The sequence below is a fragment of the uncultured Microbacterium sp. genome, assembly GCF_963521695.1.
Taxonomy (GTDB): Bacteria; Actinomycetota; Actinomycetes; order Actinomycetales; family Microbacteriaceae; genus Microbacterium.
The window spans coordinates 1-17,200 of the sequence record NZ_CAUQWC010000053.1 but is presented as its reverse complement, the minus strand read 5'-3'; the positions used below and the strand labels follow the sequence as shown (position 1 = coordinate 17,200).

15 protein-coding genes and 1 pseudogene are annotated in these 17,200 nt (G+C 67.1%); 9 read left to right on the top strand and 7 right to left on the bottom strand.

Features of this window, described 5'->3' with window-relative positions:
- Positions 1-12 precede the first annotated feature (12 nt).
- The 5 genes from RWP81_RS06075 (at position 13) to RWP81_RS06055 (ending at position 7,085) form a co-directional block, all read left to right on the top strand.
- Positions 13-174 carry a dihydrofolate reductase family protein gene (locus RWP81_RS06075; protein ID WP_314453552.1) on the top strand — a complete coding sequence of 54 codons (162 nt, stop codon included), beginning with the start codon at positions 13-15 and terminating at the stop codon, positions 172-174.
- A gap of 115 nt (positions 175-289) precedes the next feature.
- Entirely contained in the window at positions 290-2,263 is a 1,974-nt protein-coding gene (locus RWP81_RS06070; RefSeq protein ID WP_314453549.1) for a class I SAM-dependent DNA methyltransferase, read from the top strand.
- 35 nt (positions 2,264-2,298) lie between these two features.
- Positions 2,299-3,537 (top strand): restriction endonuclease subunit S, encoded by a 1,239-nt coding sequence (locus RWP81_RS06065; protein WP_314453546.1) that lies wholly within the window; start codon positions 2,299-2,301, stop codon positions 3,535-3,537.
- A complete protein-coding gene (locus tag RWP81_RS06060) occupies positions 3,534-6,650 on the top strand; it encodes a UvrB domain 3-containing protein (RefSeq protein ID WP_314453543.1) in 3,117 nt (1,038 codons plus the stop codon). The genes RWP81_RS06065 and RWP81_RS06060 overlap by 4 nt, the downstream gene beginning before the upstream one ends.
- A gap of 195 nt (positions 6,651-6,845) precedes the next feature.
- The gene (locus tag RWP81_RS06055) at positions 6,846-7,085 is read left to right on the top strand and encodes a hypothetical protein (protein ID WP_314453540.1); all 240 of its coding nucleotides are present in this window, start codon (positions 6,846-6,848) and stop codon (positions 7,083-7,085) included.
- Between the two features lie 358 nt (positions 7,086-7,443).
- Here the strand turns inward: RWP81_RS06055 and RWP81_RS06050 are convergent.
- From RWP81_RS06050 to RWP81_RS06035, 4 genes and pseudogenes are all read right to left on the bottom strand, one after another.
- A pseudogene (locus RWP81_RS06050) lies at positions 7,444-7,668 on the bottom strand (S1 RNA-binding domain-containing protein); the annotation flags it as partial.
- A gap of 49 nt (positions 7,669-7,717) precedes the next feature.
- Positions 7,718-8,227: a hypothetical protein gene (locus tag RWP81_RS06045; RefSeq protein ID WP_314453537.1), complete on the bottom strand. Its 510-nt coding sequence runs from the start codon at positions 8,225-8,227 to the stop codon at positions 7,718-7,720.
- A gap of 552 nt (positions 8,228-8,779) precedes the next feature.
- A complete protein-coding gene (locus tag RWP81_RS06040; protein WP_314453535.1) occupies positions 8,780-9,967 on the bottom strand; it encodes an MFS transporter in 1,188 nt (395 codons plus the stop codon).
- Positions 9,964-10,803, bottom strand: coding sequence for a MurR/RpiR family transcriptional regulator (locus RWP81_RS06035; protein ID WP_055952498.1), 840 nt, complete (start codon positions 10,801-10,803; stop codon positions 9,964-9,966). The genes RWP81_RS06040 and RWP81_RS06035 overlap by 4 nt, the downstream gene beginning before the upstream one ends.
- Before the next feature lie 211 nt (positions 10,804-11,014).
- Between RWP81_RS06035 and RWP81_RS06030 the strand changes: the two genes are divergently transcribed.
- The 4 genes from RWP81_RS06030 (at position 11,015) to RWP81_RS06015 (ending at position 14,821) form a co-directional block, all read left to right on the top strand.
- On the top strand, positions 11,015-11,584 hold the full coding sequence (locus RWP81_RS06030) for a tripartite tricarboxylate transporter TctB family protein (protein ID WP_314453530.1): 570 nt from the start codon (positions 11,015-11,017) through the stop codon (positions 11,582-11,584).
- Position 11,585: 1 nt separating this feature from the next.
- Positions 11,586-13,103 carry a tripartite tricarboxylate transporter permease gene (locus RWP81_RS06025; RefSeq protein WP_314453527.1) on the top strand — a complete coding sequence of 506 codons (1,518 nt, stop codon included), beginning with the start codon at positions 11,586-11,588 and terminating at the stop codon, positions 13,101-13,103.
- 78 nt (positions 13,104-13,181) lie between these two features.
- Complete coding sequence (locus tag RWP81_RS06020; RefSeq protein WP_314453525.1) at positions 13,182-14,198, top strand: tripartite tricarboxylate transporter substrate binding protein; 1,017 nt, start codon at positions 13,182-13,184, stop codon at positions 14,196-14,198.
- On the top strand, positions 14,195-14,821 hold the full coding sequence (locus RWP81_RS06015) for a methyltransferase (RefSeq protein WP_314453523.1): 627 nt from the start codon (positions 14,195-14,197) through the stop codon (positions 14,819-14,821). Before RWP81_RS06020 ends, RWP81_RS06015 begins: the two co-directional genes overlap by 4 nt.
- An 86-nt stretch (positions 14,822-14,907) precedes the next feature.
- Here the strand turns inward: RWP81_RS06015 and RWP81_RS06010 are convergent, their stop codons facing one another.
- From RWP81_RS06010 to RWP81_RS06000, 3 genes are all read right to left on the bottom strand, one after another.
- Complete coding sequence (locus RWP81_RS06010; RefSeq protein ID WP_314453521.1) at positions 14,908-15,984, bottom strand: alkene reductase; 1,077 nt, start codon at positions 15,982-15,984, stop codon at positions 14,908-14,910.
- 132 nt (positions 15,985-16,116) lie between these two features.
- On the bottom strand, positions 16,117-16,464 hold the full coding sequence (locus RWP81_RS06005; protein WP_314453518.1) for a HepT-like ribonuclease domain-containing protein: 348 nt from the start codon (positions 16,462-16,464) through the stop codon (positions 16,117-16,119).
- Complete coding sequence (locus tag RWP81_RS06000) at positions 16,461-16,904, bottom strand: helix-turn-helix domain-containing protein (RefSeq protein ID WP_314453515.1); 444 nt, start codon at positions 16,902-16,904, stop codon at positions 16,461-16,463. The genes RWP81_RS06005 and RWP81_RS06000 overlap by 4 nt, the downstream gene beginning before the upstream one ends.
- Between the last annotated feature and the right edge of the window lie 296 nt (positions 16,905-17,200).

Below are 17,200 nucleotides of genomic sequence, written 5' to 3'. Positions count from 1 at the left end.
GCGCTCGCGAACCTGGGGCTGATCGACGAGTACACGTTCGTCGTGCACCCGGTGGTCGGGGGTGGGGGGCCGCGGCTGTTGGAGGGGATGGGGGAGGAGATGGCGTTGGAGTTGGTGGAGCGGTGGGGGTTCGGGTCGGGGGTTGTGGTGCAGCGGTGTCGGAGGAACGCGTAGGGCTCGCGGGCGGCACTGTCGCCGCGGCGGGGCTTACCCCCCCCCGTGGCCGTCGTGACACGGTGCCGCGGGTTCTAGAGTGAGTTGAGTTGTCTATACGCCACGCGGGGGACTCTTGCTCAATCACGCCACGTTCATCTGGAATGCCGCCGATATCCTGCGAGGCACGTACAAGCAACATCAGTACGGGGATGTGATCCTTCCTTTCACGGTGCTGGCGCGCCTTGACGCGGTGCTCGCTCCGACAAAGCAGGCCGTGCTCTCCGCGGCGGAGGGTTTCGGGCCCGACGATGAGCCCTCGCAGGCAATGCTGCGGGCGAAGGCGAAGCATCCGTACTCGTTCTGGAACCGCTCGCGCCACGACCTGAAGTCGTTGCAGGGCGACCCCGACAACCTCGAGAAGAACCTGCGCGACTACGTGCAAGCGTTCTCGCCGAACGTGCGCGACATCTTCGAGAAGTACAAGCTCGACGACACGATCATCGACCTGGCCTCGCACGACCTGCTGCTGCAGGTGCTGCAGCACTTCGCCAGGGCCAATCTGCACCCCGACGCGGTAAGCAACGAGCAGATGGGCCACATCTTCGAGGAGCTAATCCGAAAGTTTGCGGAGGCGTCAAACGAGACCGCCGGTGAGCACTTCACGCCGCGCGAGGTAATCGAGCTGATGGTGTCGCTACTCGTCGACAGCGATGAGAGCCTGGCGACGCCGGGGATCGTCCGGGAGGTCTACGACCCGACAGCCGGCACGGGTGGGATGCTGTCGGTCGCCGCCGACCGGATCCACGACCACAACGCGAAGGCGCAGGTGAACCTGCTCGGGCAGGAGATCAACCCCGCCTCCTACGCGATCTGCAAGGCCGACATGGTCGTGAAGGGCCAGCCGATCGAGAACATCGTGCTCGGGAACACCCTGACCGATCCGGCGTTCGAGGGCCGCACGTTCCACTACGGCCTGTCGAACCCGCCGTTCGGGGTCGACTGGAAGCAGTACCGGACTCAGATCGACATCGAGCACCGGGTCGCGGGATTCGCCGGGAGGTTCGGGCCGGGGCTGCCGCGGGTGTCGGACGGGTCGCTGCTGTTCCTCATGCACCTCGTGTCGAAGCTTCGTGAGCCTCAGCCCGGTGATCCGAACGCCGTCGCGGGGCGCGGCGCGATCGTGCTGAACGGCTCGCCGCTGTTCACCGGCGGCGCGGGGTCGGGCGAGTCGAACATCCGCAAGTGGATCCTCGAGTCCGACTACCTCGAGGCAATCGTCGGGCTGCCGACCGACATGTTCTACAACACCGGCATCGCCACGTACGTGTGGGTGCTGAACAAAGACAAGCCGGCCAAGCGGCGCGGCAAGGTCCAGCTCATCGACGCAACCGGCATGTACGAGAAAATGCGCAGGTCGGTGGGTTCTAAGCGGCGAATGCTGTCGAAAGTCCACATTACCGAGATCACGCGCCTGTTCAGCGCCTTTGAGGAGTCGAAGCATTCGAAGATCTTCCAGACGACCGATTTCCTGTACCGGACGATGACCGTGGAACGTCCGCTGCGTCTGAACTACGCACTGTCAGAGGCGCGGGTGGAGAAGGCGCTGGCGTCGCGGGCGCTGTCGAAATGGGATGCCGCGCAGCTCGCCGCGTTGCGTTCGATGCTGCTCGCGTCGGCGAACGGAGGGGCCGGCGAGCAGGTTGATACGTCGCGAGCAGCGTTCACCAGCCGCCTCACCGCGAGTCTGAACGACGCGAGCCTTATGCTCTCCGCCGCTCAGCTCAAGACGCTCGTGTCGGAGCTTGGCGCGCCCGACGACGAGGGCGAGCTCGTCATGTCAGCGGGCAAGCCGGTGGCGGATACCTCGCGCCGCGACACCGAGAACGTGCCATGGGACGATGAAATTTACGAGTACCTCGAGCGCGAGGTCAAACCGTTCGTGCCGGACGCGTGGATCGACGAGTCCAAGACGAAGGAGGGCGCCGAGATCCCGTTTATGCGCCACTTCTACGAGTACGCGCCGCCGCGACCGCTCCAGGAGATCGACCGCGACCTGGACGAGGTGCTCGGCCGGATAAGGGCGCGGCTGGAAGCGGTAAAGGCGTGAGTTGGCGAGCCTGGCCCCTTGACGTGCTGGCCTCCGTGGCAGTCAGCACAGTAGACAAGAAGCAGTACGAAGGCGACACGCGGGTTCGGCTGTGCAATTACACCGATGTCTACTACAACGACGTCATCACGGCGGAGATGGACTTCATGGAGGCGACCGCGACGGTCGATCAGATCGAACGGTTCGCTGTTTCTGCAGGCGATGTCGTGATAACGAAGGACTCGGAGACATCGGACGACATCGGTCGGCCGGCGTTTGTGCCAGAGGACCTTTCGGGGGTTGTCTACGGCTACCACTTGGCTGTGTATCGCCCGTTCGACAAACGTTACGGGCGGTTCCTTAAATATGCGTTTGACTCCACTTCCACCCGCGCGGAGTTCGCTCGGCGCACCCCGGGAGTCACACGTGTGGGGCTCAGCCAGGACACTCTGCGTAACCTGCGGATCCCCGCGCCCAGCGCAGACGAGGCGCAGCAGATCGCGAACTACCTCGACCACGAGACAGCCGAAATTGACGCCTTCCTCGCCGACCTGGGGCTGTTCCGACGGCTGGAGGACGAGCGGCTGGATGCAAGCGTCGATATGGCGTTCCGGATTTCTGATGTGCAGTACGCGCCCCTCAAACGACTTGGCATGATTCAGTCGGCTGGCGTGAGTGTCAATGCTGCCTCCTGGCCTGCCGAAGTGGGTACGCCCGGTGTCTTGAAGACGGGCTCTGTCTCGCAGGGCGTCTTCGACCCAAATGAGAACAAGGCAGTCATCGACGGTACGGAGATTACTCGATTGGCTTGTCCCGTTGTCGCCGACTCGATCATCGTCAATCGAGCGAACACTCCAGACCTCGTCGGTCGAGCTGTTTATGTCAACACGGAGCACCCGACTTTGTACCTCTCCGATCTCCTCTGGCGCGTGAAGTTTGCTGGCGGACTGACGGAGTACATCGGTGCATGGATGTTGACGCGGGCTTATAGAGACGCGGTAAGGGCTATCAGAGTAGGAGCGAGCTCGACGATGCAAAAGATCTCGTTTGAGCGCTTTGGCGGTATCGCGATTCCGCTTCCAGAGGAATCTGCACGGCGATCGGCTATTGAGGATGTGAGACGTCTGACGGCCGATCGCGCGGCGATGAGAGCTGACATCGACGGGGCGATCGCGCTCGCCAAAGAACGGCGCGCCGCCCTCATCACCGCCGCCGTCACCGGGCAGATCGACGTAACTGCCAAACAGGCGCCCGTGGTCGACAGCATCCAGACCGCCATCGAGGAGGCGCGATGAGCACGCTCTATGCCGAGACGGAGTTCCAGAAGCTCATTGTGCAGCACCTCGCCGACCACGAGTGGGAGGTCGGCACGTCCGAGGGGTACGACCGTGAGCGTGCGCTGTATACCGACGACGTCCTCGCGTGGCTGGCGCTCGACGACGAGAAGAACCTTCGCAGGATCTGCAAGAGCGAAGAGGATGCGCAGGGTCGCGAGCGCATCCTGAAGCGCCTCGCCGACACACTCGCCACCGACGAGCAGCAGGGCGGCGGGACCCTCTCTGTGCTGCGCAAGGGCTTCGACGTCGTCGGCGCCAAGCGGTTCCGCATGCTGCAACAGCCGCCCGCCGACGACCGCAACACGGCGATGTCGGCGTTGTATGAGCGGAACATCCTGCGGGTCGTGCCGGAGCTGCGCTATTCGACGAAGAAGGACGACCGGCTCGATCTCGCCTTCTTCGTCAACGGCATTCCGGTGGCCACCGCGGAGATTAAGACCAACTTCGCGCAGAGCCTGGCGCACGCGGTCACACAGTACAAGCACGATCGCCATCCGCAGGGCGAACCGCTGCTGACGGTTGGGCGTGGCGCGCTCGTGCACTTCGCGCTCACACAGGACGAGATCGCGATGACCACGCGACTCGCGGGTGAGGCGACGTCGTTCCTGCCGTTCGACCGCGGCAACAATGGCGGAGCCGGAAACGCCCCGAACGGTGACAAGCCGCGCACAGCCTACTTCTGGGAAGACGTCCTCGACCGCGATGCGTGGCTGACGATCCTCACCAAGTTCGTGTATACGAATCACGATAAGCAGACCGATCCCCTGACGGGTCGGCCGATCAGGCGGTCGCAGGTCCGGTTCCCGCGTTTCCACCAATGGCGTGCAGTCACCGCCCTCACGGCCGCGGCCCGCGCAGACGGACCGGGGCATAAGTACCTGATCCAGCACTCAGCCGGCTCGGGCAAGACCGACTCGATCGCGTGGACCGCCCACCGCCTCGCGTCGCTCCACACGCCCGAGGGTGAGAAGGTGTTCGATTCCGTCATCGTGATTGCCGACCGGCAGGTGCTCGACCGGCAGCTGCAGGACGCGGTCGACCAGCTCGTCACTGCAACCGGCACGTTCCAGGCGGTCACCCGGGGCTCCGACGGGTCTAAGACCGCTCAACTAGCCGGGGCCCTGGCCGACGGCATCCCGATCATCGGCGTCACCCTGCAGACGTTCCCGCACGCGCTCAAGCAGATCCGCGAGAAGGGCGGGGCGCTCGCCGGCAAGCGCTTCGCGGTGATCGCCGACGAAGCGCACTCGTCGCAGTCGGGGGCCGCCGCCGGTGCGCTCAAGACGCTGCTGTACCTAGGCGACGCCGTCGACATCGACGACGACGAGCCCGGTGCCGACCAGGACGCCCTGGTCGCGATGGCCGCTCACGCCGATACCGACCACCGGCTGAGCTTCTTCGCGTTCACCGCCACACCCAAGGCGAAGACACTCGAACTGTTTGGAACCCCGGGATCCGACGGCAAGCCCCGCCCCTTCGACCTGTACCCGATGAAGCAGGCCATTGAGGAGGGCTTCATCCTCGACGTGCTGCGCAACTACACGACCTACGAGATGGCCGCCCGGATCGCGAAGGGGGGGACGGGTGCCGCAGCTTCCTACTCCTCCGGCACCACCGCCAGCGACGAGATCGACGTGCGCACCGGCACGCGGGCGCTCATCGGGCTCGTTGAGCTGCACCCGACCAACATCGCCTCGAAGGTGTCGGAGATCATCACGCACTTCCGCGAGGTCGTGCAGCCGCAGCTCGGCGGGCGCGCCAAGGCGATGATCGTCACCTCGTCGCGGGCCGCCGCCGTGCGCTATGCGAGGGCGTTCGAGAAGCTCGCCACCGAGCGCGGACTGCCGCTGCGGGCGCTCGTGGCGTTCTCGGGCGAGGTGCCCGACCCCGATGTCGCGGCACTGCCCGTCGTCACCCCGCCGACGGTCACCGAGGCATCCATGAATCCGACCCTCAAGGGACGCGACCTCGCCGACGTGTTCGCCCAGCCCGACCATCACGTGTTGATCGTCGCGAACAAGTACCAGACCGGGTTCGATCAGCCGCTGCTGGTGGCGATGTACGTCGATAAGCAGCTTTCGGGGATCGCCGCCGTGCAGACCCTGTCGCGGCTGAACCGGGTGATGCCCGGCAAAACCGGGACCTACGTACTCGACTTCGTCAACGACCCGTCGATGATCAAGGCTGCGTTCCAGGAGTATTACGAGGATGCCCGCGTCGAGACCTGCTCCGACCCCGACCTCGTCGCGAACCAGCTCAACAAGCTCGACGCAGTCGGCGTTTTCACCTGGGCCGAGGTCGATCAGGTGTGGGCGGACTGGACTACCGTCTCGCGCACCCCGGGGGCCGTGCACAACGCGCTGTCGTCGCACCTCGACCCCGCGGTCGAGCGGTTCAAGACACGGTGGCTTGCCTCGACCAATGACGAGGAGGAGCGTGAGCGCCTGGCTGACTTCCGCGCCACGCTCGCCCAGTACGTCACTTCGTACGCCTTCTTCTCGCAAGTGCTGCACTTCGGCGATCCTCGTTACGAGAAATTCTCGGTGTTCGCCGACCTGCTCGGCCGGCGAATCCGGGCTCTGGATGCTAGCGGCAGCGAGATCGTTGACGTTTCGGACGTTGTGCTCACGCACTACAAGCTCGAGAAGCTCAAGCAGGAAGACATCGCGCTCGCATCCGGTGAAGCCGACGGCCTGCGCGGTGTGACGGAAGCTGGCATGGCCAAGTTGCGCGAGAAGGAGCGTGCGTCGACATACGAGCTGATCGAGAAGGTGAACAACTACCTCGGTGATCTCGCCGCGAAAGACGAGCACAAGGTCGGTGCGATCGAAGGACTGCTGATCGAGGCCGTGGAGGATGCCGGGCTCGCGGAGCAGGCGCGCAATAACACGAAGGTCGACTTCTCGAACTCGCCCGCGCTCCAGGTCGTGCTCGAAGACGCCCTGTGGTCGCACGAGACCGCGAGTGCCGAGGTGCTCGCCGCGATCCGGAAGCTCGAACCTGGGCAGCTGGTGGAGCTGGTGCTCGACTTCGGTTTGTATGAGCGGCTGCGCGGCCGACAGACCGGTTAGGGGGCTTCGCTCTCGCCCTGGGTTGACTTTGCCGGCTCACCCCGGAGAGCTTGGTGGGAACTACTCGACCAAGTCGAGGCCGCCGCGGTCCGCGCGGTTATCGCGGCACCGGTCGATACTCCCAGTAAAGGGCTCGACCTCTAGCCAGATTGTAAATAGCGGTCCGTCACCGACGGCGGCCAGAAGGAGTCACACGTGTACGCAATCGTCCAGCCGAATTATCATGCTTTCCCACACAATAGGCCCTCCTTCACCGTGGAGCTCTTCGATGACGACGGGACCCGCATCGGCTCCCGTGCGGTGATGAAGAGGAACCTCCCGCCGTTCACGGCGGAGGAGCAAGCGATCTCTATGCTGGGAAGCTTCACGGCTGATGTCGAGGACGTTCATCGCGACGGCGAGGGGTATCGCATCAACAACCTGAGACCGTTCTAGTCTGATCGCCCCCGCGAAAGCTGCGATTCACTCTCGACATCGGCGGGTTTACAATCCGTTTTAGGCGTGCCTACCAGCGACCAGCATGCGAACTCAACGGTGCCCTCCGCGGTCGGCATCCGCCTGTCCTCGTAGTGCTGAAGAGAGAATCTGTCTCGCAAGGGTTGGATGATCGAAACCGCGCGACGGCCGTACACCGTCCTAATGGATATCATTAAAGCACCGATGACCGGCCGTCGCCTGGTCGCGCTGCGTTTCGGCGCGAAGATCGCGGACATTCGGATTATCGCGTCGCATCGCGAGAGCTCCACATCGCGATAGTGGCGGTACGAGAAGATTGGCGCCAGCAGGGCGAGGCCACGGCACTTTTCGCGCAAGCGCTTATGAACATGGTGCGCGACTCGGAATGTGTCTGCTCGAACAGAGCGCGGCGCGAGAGCACGACGTTGTTGCGGTTCTTGTCGAGCTCGAGAATCTTGGCCTCGATCTCCTGACCGAGGTACGGCGTCAGGTCGCGGACACGGCACAGCTCGATGAGCGAAGCCGGGAGGAAGCCCCGTAAGCCAATGTCAAAGATCCTTCCCACCTCGCACGGCCAGGGGTTCACTGGTCTTGACAGATCTTGGCACCCGTCAGACGAGCTTGACCGAGATGCCGCTACCAACCTCAGGCAGTATCGCGAAGCTGCCTGGCGTGGTGGAGTTGTCACGCAGGTCCGCCAGCAGAGCCGCCGGATCGGGGCGCGTGCCGATTTTGGCATCGGAGCCGGCTCGCGGATTGGCGGAGTGGCGCGCACGGTATACCTCGATGGCGCGGCCCTCATCGACCGCGCGACCGCCTACGGCGCGCGCGTAGTAGGCGCCGAACTGCCCCGCAGCGAGGCGTTTGGCGGCAGCGGTCGCGTTGACACGTGCCCCGTTTGCCTGCTGCGTCGCGAGCATCCCTGAGAATTCGATTTTTTCGGCGAGCCAGTCGGGATCATGCTGAGCGAAAGCTTGTCTTTGGGCGTCGAGATATTCGGCTTCCCGCCCGGGCGTGACCACCGCGCTCGGGAGTACGGCGCCGCGGGCAGCATCTGACTCGAACTCCTCCAGCATGCGGCGCCGGGTATCGTCGTCCAGATCTGGGAGGTTGTATGTCATTAGCACAATCTAGCCCCACGGTGCGGATGACATTGATGCGCTTTGACCTTTTGGCTGCCCCCGTGATAAATCCCCTGCCGCTTCGACACCAATCCATCGGCGGTTGTCCGTTCTCAGACGTCGTTCGATACAGGTGGCGCTCCACACACCCGCGCAGATCGGTGGTTCTCGCGGCTTGCGGTGGTCAACTTGAGCCATTTTCTGCATCCGAGCCCTTCCAAGGGTCTCGAGTTAGTGCACGGAATGCGGTACCGCTGAGTGAAGGCGCATAACGCATCCGCTGCGTACGAGTGAGACCTCAACGTGGCCGCCCCACGTCTGAAGCAGCGGCCCGTCCGGGCGATATCGCCGGGTTCGTTTAGCTCGCAGCGGCACTCTCCACGGCCGGGCTCATCACAAGTACGCCTTCGTACTTCATCAGATGGTCACCCGTCGTAGGCGACGCCAGCCGATGGCTTCCGGAATGAGGCGCGGTTCAACCTCACACAGTGGCGACATTTCCGCTCTTGCCCCACGATGCGTCGACACCGCCCCGATCCGCACAGGCCGTCGCTACTCCGAACCCTCCCCATCTCGATCGCTTGTGCGCGAAGTCGCGACGATCGCCACCCCCACGGCGAGCACGGCCGCATTAGACCAAAAGATCGCCACGAGCCCGAATGGCCCGGCGACGAGGCCCACGCTCACCGGGATCAGCACCTGCAGCACGCGGTTGGCGGTCAGGCGCAGGCCGAGGGCGGCGCCGTGCACCGCGGGAGGGGTGATCGCGGTCGTCCAGGCCATCGTCAGGGGTTGGGGGAGGCCGAGGGCGATGCCGAGAGCGATCATCACGGGGATCGCGCCCCACTGGTTCGCGAAGGGCAGGGCGACGAGACTCGCGACGCCCATGAGCATCGCCGCGACGAGCAGGGTGCGGCGGCCGAATCGCGCGACGAAGCGGGCGAGGCCGAGGCGACTCACGACCGAGACGACGGCACGGAGAGCGAGAAGCAGGCCGACGGTGACCGGGGCGATGCCCTTCTCGACCGCCCACAGCGGTACGAAGGTGTAGAGCAGGTCGACCGTCACGAGTACGGCTCCGCTGACGGCGAGGGCTCGCCACAACTCGGGGGCTTTCATCACCGCCGAGAGCGGAACGCGCGGGGCCTTCGCGGCGGTGGTGCGGCGGTGCGTGTCGCCGCGGCGCAGGAAGAGGATCAGCGGTTGAGCAAGCACCGTGAAGGCGAGGCAGACGGCGAAGCCCGCGGTCGTGTCGGGCTCCTCGCGCGCGGCGAGCGTCGCGGCGATGGTGACGGCCGGGGGACCGATCAATTGACCGATGGATGCCGCGGCGCTGAGGGTGCCGAAGCCGCTGTCCATCGAGCCCCCGCGACTCGCGTGCGCGACGAAGGTCTGCTGGCCGATCATCACGCAGAGGTGGCCCAAGCCGATCGTCAGGGTCGCGGCGAACAGCAGCAGGACGGTCGACGGCAGGGTGAGCACGACGATCGCACCGGCCGAGGCGATGAGCAGGCCGGCGAAGGCGACGGTGCTGCCGCCGACGCGGTCGCAGATGCGACCCGCGGGAAGCGCCGCGACGATCGTCGGGACGGCGAAGGATGCCGCGAGCGCGGCGAGCAGTAGCGGATCCCCGCCCAGCTCGAGCGCTCGGTAGCCGACCATCAGCCGCACGCCGACCCACGAGGCTTGCGACAGTGCCGCCTGGGTGCTGAGTGCCGCCCGCCAGGCGGGGCCGGTCACGGCCGGAGGGGGATCTCGTCGGTGCCGCCGAGCATGCGGGTGAGGCCGTCGATGTCTTCGCGCACGGCGTGGTACCGCTCGGAGTCGAGGTGATAGACCGCGAGCTGGAGCGCGTAGCAGATGGCCATCGGCACGAAGAGGGTGCGGTACTCGCTGTCGGCGCTGCGGAGGGCCGCGATCAGGTGGTCGGGCGCGGGCCGGAACTGGGCGCCGGGCACGTCGGTGATGAGCAGGCTGCGTCCGCGTCGGCGCTGCGCCTCGGCGATGAGGGCGGGGAGCATCCGCGGCGTCTCGCGCAGCGCGAAGCCGATCAGGATGCTGGTGGAGTCGAACGGCACGAAGCGTTCGGCGAGGTCTTTCGCCTGGGGCGAGAGGGTAACCACGACCATCCCCAACCGGCGGAAGCGGCGGGCGAGTAGTTCCTGCAGCGAGCGGGCGTCGCCGTTGGCGAAGATGTAGACGACCCCGGCACCGGCGATGTCGCGGGCGGCGGCGTCGATCGCCGACTGGGGGACGAACTCCGACAGGCGTTCAAGTCCCGCTCGCTCGTCGGCGACGAAGGATGCCAGGTCGGCGCCTGACTCCTGCCGCATCGGCGCACCGGAGAGCGCGGGGTTCACCTCGTCGGCGCGCAGGTCGCGGCGCAGGTCGGGGTATCCGCGGTAGCCCAGCTTCTGCGCGAGGCGCACCACGGTCGATTCGTGCGTGCCGGCCTGCGCGGCTACGTCGGCCGCCGTCGTCGACGATGTCGCGGCGCTGAGCAGCACCGTCATGACCTTCTGCTCCGTGGTGCTCAGGGCGGCGGTGTTGCGAGTCGCGACGGCGCGGAAGCTCATGTTCTCTCCTTCGAGGCACGACGCCGATCGAGCGGGTCGGTTGTTGACAAGTCTGGACCATCCTGCAATCCTGTGCAAGTGCGCAAGTTGCGATAACGGTCTTGCACACACACCTAGCACGAAACCCGCAGAGAGGCGGATGACGATGGCGTCTGATGTGGTGCAAACCTCGTCCCCGACGAGGGCACGGCAGTACCTGGAGTGGTGTGTCGTGGCGATCGGTGCCGTCGCCGGCATCGCGGTTATGGTGTCGGGCTTCGGCTACGGCCTGACGAACGTGACCGGGGTGGGCGCCGGGTTCTTCCCGGTCGTCGCGGGAGCCACGATCGCCCTCGGCGCGGTCCTCTGGGCGCTGCAGCTGCTCGGCGCGGCTGCTACGCAGCGGCGCGAGGCGAACCGGTCGGAGCACGACGCACGGACGCCCTTCGAGGGCAACCGCGTCGACCCGCCCACCGACACCGCGATCGGCGTGCTCGTCGTCGACGGCATCGATGAGGAGGATGACGACATCGCCCTCCCCGACCGTCGCGGAGTGCTGCGCGTCGCCATCGTGGCGGGATCGCTCGTGCTCGCGGCAATCCTCCTGCCGGTGCTCGGGTACCTCCTCACCATGACGCTTCTCCTCCTCAGCGTCATGACCCTCGTGAGCGCTCGCCGCTGGTGGGTCGCCCTTCTCATCGCGGTCGGCGTGGCCGTCATCAGCCGGTTCGTCTTCGCCGACCTGCTCGGCACCGGCCTCCCGCACTCGAGCATCACCGTGCTCCGGATGATCGGCCTCTGACATGGAATTCGGCGCTCTCTTCCAAGGACTCCTCACCGTCCTCACCCCCGAGAACCTGCTCTTCGCCCTGCTCGGCTGCGTGCTCGGCATGCTCGTTGGCGTGCTGCCCGGCTTCGGGCCCGCAGCAGCCGTGTCGCTGCTCATCCCGGTCACCTTCGGGCTCTCGCCCACGACGGCGATCATCATGCTCGCCGCGATCCTCTACGGCGCCGCCTTCGGCGGCACGATCACCGCCGTCCTGCTGCGGATCCCCGGCGAAGCCTCGTCGGTGGCGACGACCCTCGATGGCTACGAGCTCGCCAAGCGCGGCCGCGGCGGCCCGGCGCTCGTGATCGCGGCGGTGGGCTCGTTCATCGGCGGGCTGGTCGGTGTCGTCGGGTTCGTGCTCGTCGCCCCCTTCGCGCGGATCGCGCTGGAGTTCGGCGCCCCCGAGCTGTTCCTCGTGTCGTTCCTCGGGCTGCTGCTCATCACGAGCTTCGCGGGCAGCAACCCCGCCAAGGCGCTCATCAGCGCCGGCGTCGGCCTGGCGATCGCGACGGTGGGCCTCGACCCGGGCGTCGGCATCGTGCGCTTCGGATTCGACATGCCGCAGCTCTTCGACGGCATCGGCCTCGTCGCGATCGTCATGGGCGCCTTCGGCCTCAGCGAGATCCTCGCCCAGGCCCAGCGCGGCCCCGCGGGCATCGCCAAACCTCTCTCGATCGGACGGCTCTACCCCACCCGCGACGACTTCCGCCGCTCGTGGAAGCCGTTCTTCCGCGGCTCGATCATCGGCTTCTTCATGGGCCTGCTCCCCGGCTCGCCCGGAGCCGCGACCTCGCTGGCCTCGTACGCCGCCGAGAAGCGCTTCTCAAAGAAGCACCGCTCCGAGTTCGGCCGGGGCGCCATGGAGGGCGTCGCGGGACCCGAATCCGCCAACAACGCCCTCGCGGTGTCGTCGATGATCCCGCTGTTCACCCTCGGCATCCCGACATCGGCGACGGTCGCCATCATGGCGGGCGCGTTCACCGTCAACGGGCTCATCCCCGGACCGCTGCTGTTCCGCGACAACCCCGAGGTCGCCTGGGCCATCATCGCCAGCTTCCTCGTGGGCAACGTCATCCTGCTGATCCTCAACGTGCCGCTCGTGCGCGTCTGGATCGCCGTGCTGCGCCTGCCGTTCGCCTACCTGATGGCCGCGATCCTCGCGTTCATGTTCCTCGGCACCTACTCGATCAACGGCAGCACCTTCGAGATCTTCGTCATGGTCGCCGCGGGCGTGATCGGCTACGTCTTCCACCTGCTGCGCGTGCCGCTGACGCCGCTCGTGCTCGCGATCATTCTCGGCCCGATGCTCGAGGAGAACTTCCAGCGGTCGCTCGCGCTCTCGCGCGGCGACTGGGGAGTGTTCACGAGCAGCCCGATCGCCACCGGCCTCCTCGTGGTCTGCGCCCTCGCCGTCGCGCTCGGCGCGATTCGCCCCGCGCTCGCCGCCTTCATGCGGTCGCGGTCGCGGTCCCGCGCACGGGTCGACGCCTAGTCCCGTCCCCGCACATTCGGCATCCGCACACATCCGTCATCCCCACTTATTCGTCGTCCCACCAGAAGGAGAAACAGCATGCGAATCCGTTCCCTGACCCTCACCGCCGTTGCAGCCCTGGCTGCCGTGGCCCTCGTCGGATGCTCGTCCGCCACCGGATCGGCCTCGGGCGGCGCCGGCGCCGACGAGGCCTGGCCCGCCGCCGGGACCGACATCGAATGGATCGTCCCCTCGGCAGCGGGTGCCGGCAACGACATCCTGGCCCGCATCGTCGCGCCGGCCATGCAGGAGTCCCTCGGCGCCAACATCCAGGTCGTGAACCTCGAGGGTGGCAGCCAGGTCGTCGGGCTCAGCAAGCTCGCCACCTCGGCACCCGACGGGACGACGTTCGGCTACACGAACATCCCGTCCATCCTCGGTCGCTACCTCGACCCCTCGAAGAACGCCACCTTCGATCGCGAGAGTTTCCTGCCGGTCGGGTCGTTCGCCACGAACTCGGTCGTGATCGGCGTGGCCGCGAACAGCCCCTACAAGACCATCGACGACCTGTTCGCCGCCGTCGAAGACGACCCCGGCACGATCACGGCGGGAACCGACTCGCGCGCCGGCGACGACCACGTCAACCTGCGCATCCTCGAGAACGAACTCGACCTGGGGTTCAACATCGTCCACTACAACAGCGGTGCCGACAAGGTGGCCGCCGTGATGTCGGGCGAGGTGAACTTCGCTCTCGGCGGGGTCTCGAGCTTCTACGGCCCGTACAAGTCCGGCGACATCCGCCTGCTCGCGATCGTCGAGGACGAGCAGAGCGAACTCATGCCCGACGTGCCCACGCTGTCCGGCGAGGGCTACGAGGTGGCGCCGATGAACAGCCGCTTCACCCTGTCGGTGCCGGCGGAGACGCCCGAGAACATCCGCTCCTCGCTGGAGGCCGCCCTCAAGGTCGCCGCCGAAGACCCCGCGGTCGTCGAGAAGCTCACCAACGCCGCCACCGTCGCATCCTGGATGCCGGGAGCCGAGGTCGCGAAGCTCTGGGAAGAGCGCGAAGCCACGATCTCGCCCATCATCGACGAACTGCTGCAGGTCTCGCCGTGACCTCGGCCGTGGCGACAGCCGTCAACGAGCGCGCTCCCCTCAGCGCCTCCGAGCGCGAGCGCCTCGCGCCCCTGGCCGCCTCGGCGGTCGTCGACTCGATGCAGCGCCTCGGGTCTCCGGATGCCGGCATCTCACCGACGTGGGTGGGTGCGCGTCTGGTGGGGCCGGCGCTGACCGTGCTCACGGCTGCGGGCGACAACCAGATCGTGCACGCGGCGCTCGACGTCGTCCAACCGGGCGAGGTCATCGTGCTCAACGGCTTCGGCGACACCACGAGGGCGCTGATCGGCGACCTCATCGCCGAGCGGGCGCTGAGCCTCGGGGTGGCGGGCTTTGTCGTCGACGGGTGCGTGCGTGACGTCGACGCCATCCGCGAGCTCGGGCTCCCCGTCTTCGCCCGCGGGGTGACGCCAGCCGGTCCCTACAAGAACGGTCCCGGGGTGATCGGCGGCGCAGTCGCGATCGGGGGCGTCGCAGTGCTCACGGGCGACGTCGTGGTCGCCGACGCCGACGGCGTCGTGTTCATCCCTCGCGCACAGCTCGACACGATCGTCGACCTCGCGGAGCGGAAGCTCGAGAGCGAGGCCCGGAAGCGGGCGAGCATCCGGGCGTCCGTGGGCTGAGCCCCACCGGGGCCGGCGTCACCGGACACGAGGAAGGGCCTCGCGCGAACGGCATCCACCGTCCGTGCGAGGCCCTTCGACGTGACTCAGCCCTGGAGGAACGGGTAGTCCGTGTAGCCGCGCTCGTCGCCGCCGTAGACGGTGGGCTGGTCGACCTGGTTCTCGTCGGCGCCCTGCTGCCAGCGCGTCACGAGGTCGGGGTTGGCGATCGCGGGGCGACCGACGGCGACCAGGTCGGCGATTCCCTCGTCGACGGCCGACACGGCCTCGTCGCGCGTGGTGACGCTCGAGAAGCCGGTGTTGACGATGAACGTCCCGCCGAACGCGCGGCGGAGATCCTGGATCAGCTCGCCTGCGGGGTCGGCGTGCAGCACGCTGAGGTAGGCGAGTCCGAGGGGCGCGAGGCCGGCGACGAGCGCCTCGTAGGTGGCGCGGGTCTCGGCGTCATCCTTCTCCCACACGTCCTGAATGTTGTGGGCGGGCGAGATCCGGATGCCGACGCGACCAGCGCCGATCTCGGCCACGACGGCCTCGGCGACCTCGATCACGAAGCGGGCGCGGGCCTCGGGCGATCCGCCGTAGCCGTCGGCGCGCTGGTTCGAGGCGGGGGAGAGGAACTCGTGCAGCAGGTAGCCGTTTGCGCCGTGCAGTTCGACGCCGTCGAAGCCGGCATCCACTGCCTTGCGGGCGGCGGCGACGAACTCGTCGCGGACGGTGGCCAGCTCGGCGGTCTCGAGCGCGTGGGGGGTGGCGTAGGCGACCTTCGTGCCGTCGGCCAGGCGGGTCTCACCCTCGATCGCGATCGCCGAGGGAGCGACGATGCGGTCGGTTCCGGTGATGTCGGGGTGCGTGACGCGTCCGCCGTTCATGAGCTGCATGAAGACTGCGCCGCCCTCGGCGTGCACGGCATCCGCGACCTTCGCCCAACCCGCGGCCTGCGCGTCGGTGACGATGCCCGGCTGCCCCGGGTACGCACGCGACTCGGCGCTCGGGAACACACCCTCGGTGACCAGTAGGCCGATTCCCGCGCGCTGCGCGTAGTACTTCGCGACGATGGGTCCGGGAACGCCGTTGGCGTCGGCGCGGAGGCGGGTCATCGGGGCGAGCGACACGCGGTTGCGAACGTCGACATCGCCGACGGTGGTGGGGCTGAACAGGCTCACGGGGGTCCTTTCGTGGGGAACGGGGGCCACGCCATCCCAACGAGGGGTGGTGGCTGCCTATTCCACCGGGGTGGCCTGCGCGTTCTGGGTGGGTTGACGCGCGAGGGACATCGGCTTCGCCGCTGATCGGATTCAGAGGGCAGGCAGCACGACGTCCGCGAGGTACTCGCGGAGCCGCGGTACGTCCCGCGTGAGGGTCCGCCAGACGCGGTGCGGGTCGAGGTCGTCGTACTGATGCGCTGCGAAATTGCGCATGTCGATGATCTGCCGCCACGGCTGGTCACCGAAGCGCCCGCGAACGGACACGGGGATCTTCGCGACGGCTTCGCCGATCCGGATCAGTCCCATCTCTGCCGCCCACTGCGCCTGCACATCAGTCATGAAGTGGTCCTCGCCGCGCGCGACGATCTGCGCAATCACTTCGCATACCGCGACGACCCGTGCCGCGGCATCCCGAGTCTTCTGACGGTCGGCGGTCACAGCGCGACAGCTTCGCGCAGCACTCGCTCGCGAAACTCGCCACGCAGAGTGTCGGATGCCACGACATCCACCTCGACGTGGAGAAGGTCGGCGAGGGCGAGGCGTAACCCGATCTCGTCCAGAAGCCCGGCCTCGGGGGTGAAATCCACGAGCAGGTCGACGTCGGACGACCCGGTCGCCTCGCCGCGGACGACGGACCCGAAGACGCGCGGGGCGGTCGCGTGATGCTCGGTGACGAGGCGGTGAATCTCATCGCGGTGACGGAAGAGCCGGTCGTTCAGATTGCCGACCAGGGCGCTCCGAATGCGGTCGAGGACCTCGGCGCTGGGCTGACGACGGCCGTTCTCGTAGGCGGAGATGTTGGGCTGCGGCACACGCGCGGCGCGCGCGAGCTCGGCCTGGCTCATGCCCGCCGCCTCGCGGCCCGCTCGGATGTTCACTCGACCAGTGTAGGAGAGGGGTTATCGGGGGCGATATAACGTCTTGGTTCGAAAGGCACTGAGCCGCGCCGGCGCCTCGCGGGTCGATCTGCGTCTCGCCGGCGATGGTGCGATCGCTGCCGTCGTGGGTCGCTGTCTGGATCCGTACGGCAGCATCATGGGGCCCGACGGCGACCGGAAATCGCGACAGCTGATCTCGACGGAGGGGAGGGGATGGCCACCCCCCCCCGCCACCCCGCCCCCCCCGCCCCCCCGAACCCCCCCGGCCGCCGCGGAGCCGACGGACACCCCCCCCC

Bases quoted from the DNA above. Each gene is read 5' to 3' on its own strand.
- RWP81_RS06035 (WP_055952498.1), bottom strand. From the start codon at position 10,803: ATGAGCTTCCGCGCCGTCGCGACTCGCAACACCGCCGCCCTGAGCACC.
- RWP81_RS06025 (WP_314453527.1), top strand. From the start codon at position 11,586: ATGGAATTCGGCGCTCTCTTCCAAGGACTCCTCACCGTCCTCACCCCC.
- RWP81_RS06060 (WP_314453543.1), top strand. From the start codon at position 3,534: ATGAGCACGCTCTATGCCGAGACGGAGTTCCAGAAGCTCATTGTGCAG.
- RWP81_RS06045 (WP_314453537.1), bottom strand. From the start codon at position 8,227: ATGACATACAACCTCCCAGATCTGGACGACGATACCCGGCGCCGCATG.
- RWP81_RS06020 (WP_314453525.1), top strand. From the start codon at position 13,182: ATGCGAATCCGTTCCCTGACCCTCACCGCCGTTGCAGCCCTGGCTGCC.